Annotated in this window: 14 protein-coding genes; 5 read left to right on the forward strand and 9 right to left on the reverse strand. The window is 26.4% G+C overall.

Annotated elements, in window-relative coordinates:
• Positions 1 to 24 precede the first annotated feature (24 nt).
• The 5 genes from uidA to QP548_RS13955 form a co-directional block, all read right to left on the reverse strand.
• The gene (gene uidA / locus QP548_RS13935) at positions 25 to 1,824 is read right to left on the reverse strand and encodes a beta-glucuronidase (protein ID WP_061426121.1); all 1,800 of its coding nucleotides are present in this window, start codon (positions 1,822 to 1,824) and stop codon (positions 25 to 27) included.
• A gap of 66 nt (positions 1,825 to 1,890) precedes the next feature.
• The gene (locus QP548_RS13940) at positions 1,891 to 2,916 is read right to left on the reverse strand and encodes a sugar kinase (RefSeq protein WP_003452612.1); all 1,026 of its coding nucleotides are present in this window, start codon (positions 2,914 to 2,916) and stop codon (positions 1,891 to 1,893) included.
• Positions 2,917 to 2,944: 28 nt separating this feature from the next.
• Entirely contained in the window at positions 2,945 to 3,790 is an 846-nt protein-coding gene (locus tag QP548_RS13945; RefSeq protein WP_057258231.1) for an HAD family hydrolase, read from the reverse strand.
• Positions 3,791 to 4,521: 731 nt separating this feature from the next.
• Positions 4,522 to 4,974 carry a hypothetical protein gene (locus QP548_RS13950; protein ID WP_061426120.1) on the reverse strand — a complete coding sequence of 151 codons (453 nt, stop codon included), beginning with the start codon at positions 4,972 to 4,974 and terminating at the stop codon, positions 4,522 to 4,524.
• Between the two features lie 464 nt (positions 4,975 to 5,438).
• Positions 5,439 to 5,855 (reverse strand): MarR family winged helix-turn-helix transcriptional regulator, encoded by a 417-nt coding sequence (locus tag QP548_RS13955; protein ID WP_060669444.1) that lies wholly within the window; start codon positions 5,853 to 5,855, stop codon positions 5,439 to 5,441.
• A gap of 169 nt (positions 5,856 to 6,024) precedes the next feature.
• Here QP548_RS13955 and QP548_RS13960 point away from each other — a divergent pair, with 169 nt between their 5' ends.
• The 4 genes from QP548_RS13960 (at position 6,025) to QP548_RS13975 (ending at position 7,843) form a co-directional block, all read left to right on the forward strand.
• Positions 6,025 to 6,483, forward strand: coding sequence for a DUF2798 domain-containing protein (locus QP548_RS13960; RefSeq protein ID WP_061426119.1), 459 nt, complete (start codon positions 6,025 to 6,027; stop codon positions 6,481 to 6,483).
• A 373-nt stretch (positions 6,484 to 6,856) separates the two neighbouring features.
• Positions 6,857 to 7,075, forward strand: coding sequence for a DUF3955 domain-containing protein (locus QP548_RS13965; protein ID WP_043013051.1), 219 nt, complete (start codon positions 6,857 to 6,859; stop codon positions 7,073 to 7,075).
• A gap of 52 nt (positions 7,076 to 7,127) precedes the next feature.
• Positions 7,128 to 7,616: a DUF2975 domain-containing protein gene (locus QP548_RS13970; RefSeq protein ID WP_061426118.1), complete on the forward strand. Its 489-nt coding sequence runs from the start codon at positions 7,128 to 7,130 to the stop codon at positions 7,614 to 7,616.
• A 20-nt stretch (positions 7,617 to 7,636) separates the two neighbouring features.
• The gene (locus QP548_RS13975; protein ID WP_061426117.1) at positions 7,637 to 7,843 is read left to right on the forward strand and encodes a helix-turn-helix domain-containing protein; all 207 of its coding nucleotides are present in this window, start codon (positions 7,637 to 7,639) and stop codon (positions 7,841 to 7,843) included.
• A 186-nt stretch (positions 7,844 to 8,029) separates the two neighbouring features.
• Here QP548_RS13975 and QP548_RS13980 read toward each other — a convergent pair whose 3' ends face one another.
• Both QP548_RS13980 and QP548_RS13985 read right to left on the reverse strand, forming a co-directional pair.
• Positions 8,030 to 9,586 (reverse strand): ABC-F family ATP-binding cassette domain-containing protein, encoded by a 1,557-nt coding sequence (locus QP548_RS13980; RefSeq protein ID WP_061426116.1) that lies wholly within the window; start codon positions 9,584 to 9,586, stop codon positions 8,030 to 8,032.
• Positions 9,587 to 9,853: 267 nt separating this feature from the next.
• Positions 9,854 to 9,979 (reverse strand): hypothetical protein, encoded by a 126-nt coding sequence (locus QP548_RS13985; RefSeq protein ID WP_003448566.1) that lies wholly within the window; start codon positions 9,977 to 9,979, stop codon positions 9,854 to 9,856.
• 401 nt (positions 9,980 to 10,380) lie between these two features.
• Between QP548_RS13985 and QP548_RS13990 the strand changes: the two genes are divergently transcribed.
• Positions 10,381 to 10,926 (forward strand): 2'-5' RNA ligase family protein, encoded by a 546-nt coding sequence (locus tag QP548_RS13990; RefSeq protein ID WP_061426115.1) that lies wholly within the window; start codon positions 10,381 to 10,383, stop codon positions 10,924 to 10,926.
• 153 nt (positions 10,927 to 11,079) lie between these two features.
• On the opposite strand, the gene rbr is transcribed toward QP548_RS13990, so the two are convergent.
• Positions 11,080 to 11,667 (reverse strand): rubrerythrin, encoded by a 588-nt coding sequence (gene rbr / locus QP548_RS13995; RefSeq protein ID WP_061426114.1) that lies wholly within the window; start codon positions 11,665 to 11,667, stop codon positions 11,080 to 11,082.
• An 831-nt stretch (positions 11,668 to 12,498) separates the two neighbouring features.
• Complete coding sequence (locus QP548_RS14000) at positions 12,499 to 13,425, reverse strand: CPBP family intramembrane glutamic endopeptidase (RefSeq protein WP_061426113.1); 927 nt, start codon at positions 13,423 to 13,425, stop codon at positions 12,499 to 12,501.
• Positions 13,426 to 13,999: the final 574 nt, after the last annotated feature.

A 13,999-nucleotide genomic window follows, 5' to 3' on the forward strand; every position in this document is an offset into this window, starting at 1 on the left:
TTTAAAATAAAAACTAATAAAATTTTATTTTTTGTAGCCAAATTCTGGTATATTTGTCCATCTTTCACGTAAAGAATGAGCTATCATTTTAGGCTTTCTTTCTCTAGTAAATATACCTTTTTTATTTCCTTGAACTCTTATAATTCCTTGGCTTGTAGCAAAATCAGCAAAATTCCATACTTGTTCACCAACAAAGTTTTTACACTTATCCATAACTTCATGATTTGCCTTATAATATTCTACTTGATATTCTTCAGTAAACATAACTGGAACTGTGTCATGAAGCCCTGCAACAGTATCTGCTCCATATTCAGTAAACATTATAGGAGTATTAGGACATCTCTCTTCCCATCCTTTTAATTCATCCTCTAACATTCTCTTAGCTTCCTCTAAATCGCCTCCAGCTACATACCATCCATAATATCTATTTAAACATAATACATCTACTATGTCTCCAACCTTACATCTATCTGGTGTAGACATTAAATAAGTAACTACAGTAACAGGTCTTTTTTGTGGATCTAATTCTTTAGTTAATTTTATTAATGGTTCAAAATATTCTTTTGCTCCTTCTGAATCTGAGTCTGGCTCATTTGCTACAGACCACATTACAACACATGGATGATTCTTATCTCTAGAAACTAATTCTCTTAAAATTCTTTCATGAGCTTCTTTAGTACCAATTTCTTTCCATGTATCTCTTTTAGTAGCATCACCACCAAATCCTGTTGCCATAAAGTTTAAATGTAATCCAACAGCTGGCGTTTCATCAATTACAACTATACCTTCTCTATCTGCAAGTCTCATTATTTCTTCAGAATATGGATAATGAGATGTTCTGAAAGAATTTGCTCCAATCCACTTCATTAAGTTAAAGTCTTTTATATTGATAGCTTCATTTATTCCTCTTCCATTAACATAAGAATCCTCATGTTTACCAAAGCCCTTAAAGTAAAAAGGTTTATTATTTATTAAGAATTTACCATCTTTTACTTCAACAGTTCTTACTCCGAATTCTTCAAAATAAGTATCAATAATCTCTTCATCATCTAATAATTCTACTTTTAACTTATAAAGATATGCATTCATAGGCTCCCATAAATGTACATTATTTATAGTAAGCTTTCCTGACTCACCTTCTCCTTCTGCAACTATATTATTTTCTTCATCAATTATAGTTACTTTAATATTACATTTACCTACAGCTTGTACTTCATAATTAACATATCCATTGTTTTCTTTAAAATCTGTAACAATAGTTATGTCTTCTACATAACTCTTTGGTGTTGTATATATTTTAACTGGTCTATGTATCCCTGCATAATTAAAGAAATCAAAGTTAACTGAATTTTTTATAACCTTTTTTCCATCCACTTCAACTTCTTTTACTAATCCTACTGGTAAAGTAGTTTCATCAATTATATTATTAACTGCTACAGTTAATCTATTATCCCCTGATACTAATAAATTATTTATTTCAGCCTCAAAAGGAGTAAATCCTCCCTTATGTTCAACTAATAATTCTCCATTTAAATATACCTTTGCTTCATGTGTTGCTGAACCAAATCTTAATACTATTCTTTCATTAAGTAATGTTTTAGGAATAGTAAAATTTCTTTCATACCATACCCATCCAACATGATCTCTTACTTCTTGACTTTCTACTAAATCATTATATGATGATGGTACAGCCATCTCTATAGTATCCTTTAATGGAGCTTTACTTAACTCTTCTGTTAAGCCATTTCCTTCATTCAACTTAAATTTCCATATACCACTTAAGTCTATTAATTGTCTTGATTCTGTGATTATTGGATATAACATATATAATTCCTCCTAAAATATAAATTTTTAACCCTTTTTTTTATTATAAAACTGTATATGATTTTATTATCTTTTTACATTGCATAAACCATTATCTATAACTGAATTAATAGTATCTTCATCAATTATATTTATATCACCTATTATTGAATGCTTTAATGAACTAGCACATGTTCCAAACTCAACAACTCTTTCATTTGGCATTTCATTTAAAATTCCATGTAAGATTCCTGCTGTAAATGCATCTCCACCACCAACTCTATCTAATATATCAAAAGTATATGAATTTGATTTTAATAATTCTTTTCCATTAAATAGGTAGCCTTTTAAAGTATTATTATTAATTGAATTTACAATCCTTTTAGTACAAGCTGCATATCTTAAGTTTGGATATTTTTTAAATAACATTTCATAATGATATTGTAATTTTTCATCAAAATCTAAGCTATTATCCTCAAATTTTAATATATTAATCATATCTAGAGATCCTAAAAAAGCAAAATCTACATAATTTAATATTTCCTCTAATACTTCCTTTGCTTCATCTATAGACCATAATTTTGATCTATAATTTGAATCATAGGAAACTAAAATCCCTTTCTTTTTGCATTCCTTTGCAATCTCTATTATAAGCATTTTTAAATCCTTACTTAAAGCTGGAGTTATTCCCGATAAATGAACTAATCCAACACCTTTTAGCATATTATCTATATTAAATTCATCCTTTGAGGCCATAGATATTGCAGAATATTTTCTATCATATATAACTTCAGTACTTCTAAGACCATGTCCAATTTCAGAGTAATATACTCCTAATCTACCTTCTCCAATCACAATATCGTTTACATCAACATTATAACCTCTAAATTTACTAATAACCTTTTTTCCTAGATAATTATCTGGAAGTTTAGTTACAAACTTAGTATCATGTCCTAATATGGCAAGACTTGCTATTACATTTGCTTCTCCACCTGAATACACAGCTTCAAAGGAATTTGCTTGTATTATTTTTTGGTTATTTGGAGGAGTAAGCCTTAACATTATCTCTCCAAAGCCCAAAACCTTTTTACTTCTAAATCCTAACTCATTCATACTTACTCCATCTCCTCGTTAAATGGCTTTATTTAGATAAATTTTCTTTAAATTCAGCTATAACTTTCTCTTGGTATTCACCATAATAAGAATTACTAGTAAATCTTTCTAAAGCCTCTTTAGAAAATCTACTCCATGATTCTTTTTCTTTTCTAACCATTATTGGGTAATATAAAGCTTCGTTCTCTTCAGCTGCCTTAAGATCTCCTAAAGCATCTCCAACCATTAATACATTATTTCTACTATATCCTTTTGCAATAAGTTTATTTATACAATAAGATTTTGATCCAATGTTTTGAGTTAAAACTATATCAACATTTTCTAAAAGACCATGTTTATTCCACTCATCTAAAACTGCTTTTTCATTTGCAGATGATACTATTGCTATATCTGCAACTTTTTTAGCCAATATAATAGCTTCTTTTACTCCTTCAAATGGACATTTTTCATCATCACTTAATAAATCAATTGATTTGTTTACTGACTTAGACCATTCTAAAGCCTTTTTTAAACAAATATTATTTGTTTTTTCTATTTCAACTTCTAAGGATTCATTTGAAAGTTCTTTAGTTTCTTCAGTCCATCTTACAAATTCATCTAATCCTTCTATTGTTATATATTTTTCATTAATTTCTATAAGCGCTACAGCTAACCCCTTGAATCTATTTATTCCTCTAGTTAATGTATAAAGATTAACTTCATTCCATCTCTCTAGTATAGGTTCTTTCCACTCTTCAAGATTCCATTCTGTTACCATACATGGCCCAAAGCACTTTATATGCTTTATATCCATAGTATCTATTGCGCATCCATCAGAATCTATACAAATTAAAAAATCTTTTTGCTTATTAAAGTTATCTAAAATATTACTCATTCATTTCACCTACTATTATTTATTTTAAGGCATATATGTAATTAGTATCACTACTTTTACGTGAACATTATATTTTATGAATAGTTTAATTTTGACAATAAAGTTCAAACCCCTTATTAGTATACTAGCATATTAGTATTTTCATTTCAATAATATTTAAATCTATTTATTATTTATACACAAAATAAATGCAAGTAAATAGATATTATCCAATTTACTTGCATTCATATATTACTTATTTTTGAATCATTATTTTTCATGCCACCACTCCCATTACTCTCCTATGATATTTCTAACTTATCCTAATAAAGAATAATAAAATTATCTTCAAAAATAAATTTTACATTATTCATAGGATTCTCTTCTTAATAAGAAAATTCTATCATAAATAGAATCTTTTTTACTGCTTAGACCATGTAAATTTAATCTCTAAAAGTATTGTGACAGACTTGTACCAGACTTTTATAAATCCGTCACATGCTTTAAACCCTTGATATAACTTACTTAGAAGGACTTATGACGGACTTTGACGGACTTTTTTCTATTTCTATGTATACATGTATACTATATATTTTTTTATCTATATATTTTATTATTTTTTTCTGTATACTACAGAAAAGGAAAAAGTCCGTCACTTCCGTCAAAACCATTGGTATCACTAGAAAAACTCCGGTTTCAACTCCGTCAAAAATACGTCACAACTCCGTCACTAAAAGATAAAACATTAAAATTTATTTATATTTTTTCAACTCATCATCTACCTGCTTTTGAACCCTTTCAAAGGAAATTTTTTTATCTTCTCCATCTAAAGTTAAAAAACTTTTAGATAAATCTTCAACAGTAGATTCTAATATATTCATGAATTGTGTATACGCAAAATCAAATTTAGGATCATTTTCATCTTTTCCAAAAATTAAATAAATTAATTGTTCAATCATCTGATCCATTCCCCATAATTTTAGATTAAGTAATTCATGTATAATTACTGGCTCTAAATTATTTTCCTTAGGATTATAATTATTTATCATAACTATAGCTTTTTTATCTGTCATATCAATTTTAATATCACCAGTCTTATTCCATTCTTGATTGATCAATTGAAGTTTTATATCCCAATCTTTTAATCTAAGCCTTTCTTGCCATTTTCTTAAATACTTTTCTATTAAATTCTCATCAAAACTCATATGCTAGCCCCCCCTAATATTTATCTTAAATTTACTTTATTATTCTTTATATTCTTTTATTTATTTGTTATTTAAAATTAAACTTACAGTCTCCCATTAAATAGAATTGAATTTATATCTTTATACAAATTATACTATATCAATTATATTTTAAATATTATCCCTATAAGTATTTATAATTAAATATTAGATAAATATAGCCTCCAAATAGAGCTATGATTAAAAATTTATTTTGTAATTATTTTAATCTAAACTCCACATACTAAAAATTATTCTTTTAACTTACTAATATTATTACCTCATCTACAGGATAATTTCTGAAACTTCCTAATTGCTTATTTGAATAAATATCATACTTCTCTCTTCTAAACATAAAAAACTCTTACTTGTATATATAAATACAAGTAAGAGTTTATTTTTTCTAAATTAATAATCTAAACTCATAAATATTAATACTAAATCTATTATTTAATACTCCAATCCCTACTTAATAAATCTTTAAGGGCTTCTACTTTATCTTTCCCTAGAACCTCTGCTATTTCTCTCTCCATTTGTTCTTTCAGTTCTGTACTCTTTTTACAATAATCTTTTCCCTTATCCGTAAGCTCTGTATACTTATTATTACTTTCATTTACTACAAATTTTAAGTATCCTCTTACCTCTAATTTTTTAGCACACTTAAACATGGCTTGACGAGATATGTTAGCCTGTCTTGCTACCTCTGCAATAGATATCTTCCCCATATTAATTTTAGCTAGAAGAAGTGCTTCTGTATGTGATATATCCTCTTCTTCAAGCTCTGCCCATCGCTCTTCAACACCCCTTCTAAGTATAATATGTTTTTCACTTATTAAATCAATTATATTTAAATCTCTCTTCATTTTCTCACCTTATTTTTATATAATAATATATTTTACCATATATATTATTATATTTTAATTTAGCATATCCATCCAGTCAACTAAGTTGACACAATCCATGTTTACTGTTATACTTTCTTAGTCAACTAAGTTGACTTTTTTGATTTTATCATAGGAGGAAATTTTTATTATGGGAGAAACAAAATTTCAAAAATTTATTTTTACATTAATGATGTGCTTTGGTATGGTTCTGGGTATGACTATTTATAATATGCTTTTAAATGAAGGATTTCATCCTCAATTCTTTAATAATCTTTTAAAGGACTTTTGGCCAGGATTTTTTGTAGCACTTGTATTAGATATATTTATTGTGGGTAAAATTGCAAAAACTATTGCATTCAAAATTGTAAAACCAACCAAAGATACAAAACAAATTAAAATCATATTAGCAGTTTCTATTTGTATGGTTACAGGAATGGTATTTTTCATGTCTATGTATGGAGCTATTGTCGCTGTTGGATTTAATAGTACAGCTTTAAAAATTTATCCACTATGTATTGCTAGAAATTTCATTATAGCAGTACCTCTTAACTTAATAATTATATCTCCTTTAGTTAGAATATCATTTAATAAAATATTTTCTAATTAAATTATTTTATTAGAAATTCTATAAAATTTAAAATATAAGTATCAACTTGAATTATAAATTCAAGTTGATACAAGTAAATTCGTAAATATACATCTATATTTAATTATTATATATCTGATTTCTTACTTAACTCTCCAAACATTATCCAAAAAATAAACCTAATTACTTTGTATTGTAAGCAATTATATACTATAAAGTTGATTTATTTTATATATTCCAATACCCTAGATATATGTACTTATAATAGCCTTGCTATTATATCAACCATATTATTTTAAAACAACAATAGTTTATCGTTTATCGATAATTTATTGTTGTTTTTTAATTATATGTATGCTATTATAAACTTACAAATTCAAAAGGAGTACTTTATATGAAAAAATACATTTACATTTTACCATTTATTTTAGGAATATTTTGCTTTATTATATCTGGAATCTCTGGTTCAAGTATTGCACCTAATGGAATGCTTATTGAACCATTTTTCTTTTTAATTCCTATTGGATATATATGCTTCTTCATAGGAATAATCATGTTTCTTACTAAAGTTTTATTTATCTTATATAAAAGATTAAAAAAATCTAATTTTTAAGCTTTTTAATTATTTATTTTTTTGATAATATTTAATTCATGGAGGTAACAAAATGAAAGAACATTTAACTGCAAAGATTTTAAACGTAATTTTAATATTAGGTATAATATTAACATTCTTTGCTCTTTTAGGAACGCCATTAATTGGTACTGCTTTTTTCAAAAGTGAATTTGGAATTTTAAATCATTCATTAATTTTTAAAGTATCTTTTTGTATTTATTTATGTGCAATACCTTATATAATAGCCTTATTTAAATTAAATAAACTTTGCAAGTTAGTAATTAAAAATAAGTCCTTTTCAAACGAAAGTATTACATGTTTAAAAACAATAGCCATATGTGTTTTTAGTGAAATGTTAATCTTTATATTTGCTTCACTATTTTTAAAATTCAACACAAATATTTTCAATGACTTTACTATGATTCCTATAATGATTCTAATTTCAATAATCTGTATACCATTAACGCTTCTATGTTTGGTATTCTCAGAATTGTTTTACAATGCTAAAGAAATTAAAGATGAAAATGACCAAACAATTTAATTGATGAGGAGATTTTTACTATGGCAATAATGATAAATTTAGATGTAGTAATGGCTAAAAATAAAATATCTTTACAAGATTTGTCTAAAAAAGTTAACATAACTAATTCTAATCTTTCTATATTAAAAAACGGAAAAGCCAAAGCTATACGATTTTCTACTTTAGAAGCACTTTGTAAGGAATTAAATTGTCAACCAGGAGATATCTTAGAATATAAAGATACATAACAATACTACTTTTGATATTACACTTATAAAGAAGTATTAATATTTAACTTATATTAATACTTTTAATATTAATACCTCACAACATAAATAAGGTTATACTAAAATAAGCTATAATAAAGAAATAATTTTAAATAAAATAAAAAGCTATGGATTTTAAACCATAGCTTTAATTTATTTAATTATTTATTATACAATCTTAGTCGTCCATTCTTCGCAATTCCATATATCTGTTACTACATCTCTATAAAATTCAGGTTCATGGCAAACTAAAAGTATGCTTCCTTTATATTCTTTTAATGCTCTCTTTAATTCATCTTTAGCTTCAACATCTAAGTGGTTTGTTGGCTCGTCTAGGATAAGTATGTTTGTTTCTTTGTTTATTAGCTTACAAAGTCTTACCTTAGCTTGTTCTCCCCCACTTAATACTGCTACTGAGCTTTCTATGTGCTTAGTTGTTAATCCACATTTAGCTAGGGCACTTCTTACTTCGTATTGAGTGTATCCAGGGAACTCTTGCCACACTTCTTCTATACATGAATTATAGTTTGCTTCTTTTATTTCTTGTTCAAAGTATCCTATGCTTTGGTAGTCTCCTGTTTCAACCTCTCCACTTATTGGTTTTATTAATCCCATTAAGCTTTTTAGAAGTGTTGATTTTCCAAGTCCGTTAGCTCCAACTAAGGCTATTTTTTGTCCTCTTTCCATTCTTATGTTAAGTGGTTTACTTAATGTCTCATCATATCCTATAACTAAATCTCTTGCTTCGAAGATTAATTTACCTGAAGTTCTTCCTTGCTTAAAGTTAAACTCTGGTTTTGGTTTTTCAGCAGCAAGCTCAATTCTATCCATTTTATCTAATTTCTTTTGTCTAGCTCTTGCCATACCTGTTGTAGCAACTCTAGCCTTATTTCTAGCAACGAAATCTTCAAGCTTAGCTATTTCAGCCTGTTGTCTTTCATAAGCAGCCTCTAATTGCTTCTTGTTAGCTTCATATACTCTCATAAAGTTATCATAATCACCTGTGTATCTAGTCAAGGCTCTATTTTCAACATGGTATATTACATTTACTACACTATTTAAGAATGGAATATCATGTGATATTAATATAAAGGCATTCTCATATCCTATTAAATAGTTCTTAAGCCAAGCTATATGTTCCTCATCAAGATAGTTTGTAGGCTCATCTAGAAGTAATATATCTGGTGTTTCTAATAAAAGCTTAGCTAATAAAACCTTAGTTCTTTGTCCTCCACTTAAATCAGTAACATCCTTATCTAATCCAACATCTCTAAGACCTAATCCAGCTGCAACCTCTTCAACCTTTGCATCTATCATATAAAATCCATTATGATCTAACATATCTTGAATTGTAGCTGTTCTTTCTAAGGCTTTAGTCATCTCATCCTCTGACATTTCACCCATTCTTTCATAAAGACCATTCATTTCAACTTCCATATCAAAAAGATATTGAAATGCTTCTCTTAAAACTTCTCTTATAGTTTTACCTTTTTCAAGCTGAGCATGCTGATCCATGTATCCAACTCTAACTTTATTACTCCATTGAACATCTCCCTCATCTGGCATAAGTTTACCTGTAATTATGTTCATGAAAGTTGATTTACCTTCTCCATTTGCTCCTATAAGTCCAACGTGCTCCCCCTTTAAAAGTCTGAAAGACACATCTTCAAATATAGCTCTATCTCCAAAGCCATGATTCATATTTTTAACTATTAAAATACTCATTTAACTACAATCTCTCCTTATCTAAAAATCTCTATAAAAATAATCTCATAAAATATATGAACTCAAAATACTATCCCTTAATAAAAAAATCTATTTTCTAAACTAAATCTCATATTATGTAAAATACTAAATATTTTAAGCTGGAATTTTTATTTACACTCACTTTATCCATATAAAGAAAATCCTTTCCTTAACCATTATTGAAATTTCATTTCCTTATACAGAACTTATATCTATGTAAACAAACTCCAACTAAGTAGTAAATTCTTAAAGAAACATTTGGCTACCAACAAATAAAATTAAAGCTAAAAAGCAAATTCCAACTATATTATATAGAACTGACATCTTAGATGATTTTTTCTTATTTAATCTACTTACTCTGCTTTCTACCATTTCCCTATTCCACCTTTCAAAAATCTTAAACTAAAATATACGTTAATTAAAAATAAAATTATTTTAAAATTCTCTAATACACATTATATATAGTATATTATCTAACTTTAGTTTTTCAAATATATTTTTCTTCCTCTCCATAAAATTTATCTCTTTTTTTATTCTTGGTTTACTAAGACTTTTTTAATTCATTATAAATTTCCTCAATAAACTAATATATACATCTTTTCAAAATTTGTTCTAAAAAATTAATATTACTTTTAAATAAAATCAACTATCCACTTAAACCTGTATATCATATTGTAATAAAGTCCATTTGTAGTATTACTAAGTTTCTATATGATATAATAGATTAAATACCTGGTATAAATTTCACAAATTAGTAAGAAAGGGGTTTATTTATGCTATATTATTTGGTGGCACTATTTGATAAGGTTTCCTATGGAATAATAAAGCCATTGCAAGAATCTATTTCAAATGAATATAAACTTTATGAGAATCTTCCTATGCTTCACATTACCTTGGCTGTAATTGAAGATCCTGATATGGACAAATTAAATGAAGTAGTAAAAAATACTTTAAAATCATATAAAAACTTTGAAGTTCATTTAAATGGACTAATTAAATTTGGAGAGCCTTATAGATCTGTAAATTTAAAAGTAGATGAAGAAAGTGGAGTAATAAAAAAACTTTCCAGAGAACTTTATGAGAATTTATTAAAAGAAGGATTTAAATTGACTTCTAATCCAGATACATGGCAACTTCATGTATCCTTAGCTAACCCATATTTTGCACAAAGGGTATGGGGAGAGGATGAGTTTGAGTCCGCTTATACAAAACTTCAAGATTATAATTTTGATAGGGAGCTTTTAATTGATGAAATTCAATTTTGGAGACCAATAAATGATGAAAATAAAATGGTTGTGTTTAGTTATCCATTAACTTAAAATACTTAAATTATTAAATCATAATCTTCTATACAACCTTAGGTAAATAAAAAAATCAGAGAGAATTTCTTCTCTCTGAAATGAGTTTAGTTTATTAAATTCACATTCAATCCATAAAAATGGTACGAGTTAAGCGTAAATAAAATCTATATTTTAATAAGTTTCTTTGAAAACTTCAAAATAAGCTTGTGGATGTAGGCATGCAGGGCATTTTAATGGAGCTTCTGCACCTTCCCAAATAAATCCGCAGTTTCCACATTTCCAAAGTACTACTTCATCTTTCTTGAATACTTTTCCTTCTTCAATGTTTTTAGCTAATTTAGTAAATCTATTATAGTGAGCTGTTTCTGCTTTAGCTATCATTCTGAAAGCAGCAGCTACTTCTGGGAATCCTTCTTCATCAGCTACATCTGCAAATGATGGATAAAGATTACTTAATTCATCATGTTCTCCTTCAGCAGCAAATTTTAAGTTAGTTAATGTGTCTGTAGGTAATTCTACTGGATAAGCAGCATTTATTTCTACAGCTTCTCCTTGAAGATCATCTTTTAAGAATTTATAAAATCTCTTAGCGTGTTCTTTTTCATTTTCAGCAGTTTCTAAAAATATATTTGATATTTCAACATATCCTTCTTTTCTAGCTGTACTTGAGAAATAAGTATATCTTGTTCTTGCTTGACATTCACCAGCAAATGATTTCATTAGATTTTCAGCAGTTTTAGTTCCTTTTAAACTTTTCATAATAAAAAACCCTCCTACAAATCACTTATTTGAAAAAACACAATTAAATTATTTTCCCAAATAAATAATCTTTAAGTCATATTAATTAATAATAGTTATCTCTTATACATTTATAATATCACTTTCAAATAAAATTTCAAGTATTTTTTGAACATTTTGTTAATAAAATTATTTTATCATATAACTCTTCATATTGTTTCTAAATTCATATATTATTATTCAAATATATAAAAAAATAATATTTATATTTTAATTTTGTCATTACTTAAAATTACATTTTATAGATACCTTTTTAATATGAGTATATAATTTAATCAATAAAGTTAATTTATATATTAAATGTACTTAAATTTATATGGAGGTTTTTATTATGAAGGTTAAAATACATCCAAATACCTTAGATAAAGTTAAAGATATGCTTAATAATAGCGATAAAGATGCCCTTAGAATAAAAGCTTGTTCCTCTGGCTGAGCAGGCTTAAACATTGAAGTTGTTCTGGATGAACAGCATGAAAATGATGATGTGGTTATGGATAATGGTATTAAAATAGTTGCAGACAAGAAAATTTCTCACTTCTTTACAGATGCAACCTTAGAATATAAAAACACTATTCTAGGTAAAAAATTTAAAATATATTAATTGGTATATTTTTTTAATTATCAGTCAATAATACTAATAGCTTAATACACTCTTAAGTTAACCACACAATTTAATAAAAAGGAACTGTTCTCCCAAACAGTTCCTTTTTTTGTTCCTCCAAAGTATTATGCTATTTTAACTTTATCCTAAACTTATTTTTTATACCTCTTTAATATTTTAATAATTGCTTATTAACCTTTCATTATAAAAAATGTATATATAATAAATACTAATACACTTATTACAAATGGTATGTTTATTACTCTCTCTTCTTTATAAGAAACTCTTGTTGCAACATCTAACTCGTCTAAAGTTATATCGAAGTTTCTCTTTTCCATTTTTCTTATTAGATAACTAATTAAAAATGCAGCTACTATTGCAGCAATTAAATAATAGAAGAACATTCCTATTTTCAAATCCATTGAAATATTTTTTATAGAATCCATTGAATGTACTAAATCCTCTGTAGTTATTCCCTCACTGACTACTCTTTGAAGAATTAAATTCCATGAATTAATTAAAAAATGGATTAACATTGATAAAAATATACTTCCTGTAGCTCTTACTACATAAGCTAAAATTACTCCCATAGCTGTAGCATATAAAAATTGATGTGCATTTAAATGAAGAATACCAAACATTATTCCTGTCATTATTGCCGCCACATTTTTACTTTTAAATTCAAATCCTGATAAAGCAATACCTCTTATAGTTATTTCTTCTGTTATGGCAGGTGTTACCCCTATAACTAAAATCATTAACCATAATGGATATGATCTCATTTGATCTAAAACTAAGGCTACATCATTTGTATAAAAGAAACTTGATGTATATGAGAAGAATGTCATTATTGGAAGCGCTAAAGCAGCTATTAATATAGAAAAGATTACATCTTTTCCCTTTGGTTTTTTAAAGCTAAAAACCTTTTTATAATTACTCTTAGTTACAATTATATATATTATTGCTGGCACTATGAAAAATATTATGTGTATTACCATTAAAACTAATGGCGGCACTAATCCTATCTTATATAGTACTGGCGTTACAAACATTGGCCCTACTATAGATAAAACTAATACTATAAGAAAATATAAACTTACTTTAAATATAGGCTTCATCTTATTTCTCCCTTCTATAAAAGAATTAATTTAAAAATTACATAAATCCAAGTTTAATATTTTAAAACATATTTAATCATTTTAAAATATACCATATTTATCAATTAGCTTATAGTACTAATTACTTACTTTTTTTATTTTACTTACTTTTTATTATATTAATTTTAAAACATATAAATTCTATAAATATTTTAATAAGCTATTTTTATCATCTTTAAGTATAATCAACTTAATCTTTTTCTTAAACTTTTTTCTTAAAAATAAATATAAAAAATATTTTATTTTAACTGTATAAAAAAAATAATACTGTTAATAATATTTACTGAGGCAATAAGCTTCAATCTTATAATAGCCTCTCCCCCATTTTATTTATACTGACAGTTTCGTTAAAGTACGAACTAACGAAACTGTCTCCCCCTTAAAACCCTTATAATGTAATAAATTTTCTTCATGTTTTTCTAGTAGAGAGTATTTATATACTCTCTCACTTTTTGAAATTTTTAAGTAAGACATATATTTTAAAGCTAAGCTTTTTAAAATAAATTATTAGATATTCTAAGCACATATTAATTAC

The organism is Clostridium sp. UMB9555A (assembly GCF_030222355.1).
GTDB lineage: Bacteria > Bacillota > Clostridia > Clostridiales > Clostridiaceae > Sarcina > Sarcina perfringens.

Coding starts and splice junctions, on each gene's coding strand:
- QP548_RS13970 (WP_061426118.1), top strand. CDS start 7,128: ATGAAAGAACATTTAACTGCAAAGATTTTAAACGTAATTTTAATATTA.
- QP548_RS13990 (WP_061426115.1), top strand. CDS start 10,381: ATGCTATATTATTTGGTGGCACTATTTGATAAGGTTTCCTATGGAATA.
- QP548_RS13975 (WP_061426117.1), top strand. CDS start 7,637: ATGGCAATAATGATAAATTTAGATGTAGTAATGGCTAAAAATAAAATA.
- QP548_RS13950 (WP_061426120.1), bottom strand. CDS start 4,974: ATGAGTTTTGATGAGAATTTAATAGAAAAGTATTTAAGAAAATGGCAA.
- rbr (WP_061426114.1), bottom strand. CDS start 11,667: ATGAAAAGTTTAAAAGGAACTAAAACTGCTGAAAATCTAATGAAATCA.
- uidA (WP_061426121.1), bottom strand. CDS start 1,824: ATGTTATATCCAATAATCACAGAATCAAGACAATTAATAGACTTAAGT.
- QP548_RS13960 (WP_061426119.1), top strand. CDS start 6,025: ATGGGAGAAACAAAATTTCAAAAATTTATTTTTACATTAATGATGTGC.
- QP548_RS13945 (WP_057258231.1), bottom strand. CDS start 3,790: ATGAGTAATATTTTAGATAACTTTAATAAGCAAAAAGATTTTTTAATT.
- QP548_RS14000 (WP_061426113.1), bottom strand. CDS start 13,425: ATGAAGCCTATATTTAAAGTAAGTTTATATTTTCTTATAGTATTAGTT.
- QP548_RS13985 (WP_003448566.1), bottom strand. CDS start 9,979: ATGGTAGAAAGCAGAGTAAGTAGATTAAATAAGAAAAAATCATCTAAG.
- QP548_RS13940 (WP_003452612.1), bottom strand. CDS start 2,916: ATGAATGAGTTAGGATTTAGAAGTAAAAAGGTTTTGGGCTTTGGAGAG.
- QP548_RS13980 (WP_061426116.1), bottom strand. CDS start 9,586: ATGAGTATTTTAATAGTTAAAAATATGAATCATGGCTTTGGAGATAGA.
- QP548_RS13965 (WP_043013051.1), top strand. CDS start 6,857: ATGAAAAAATACATTTACATTTTACCATTTATTTTAGGAATATTTTGC.
- QP548_RS13955 (WP_060669444.1), bottom strand. CDS start 5,855: ATGAAGAGAGATTTAAATATAATTGATTTAATAAGTGAAAAACATATT.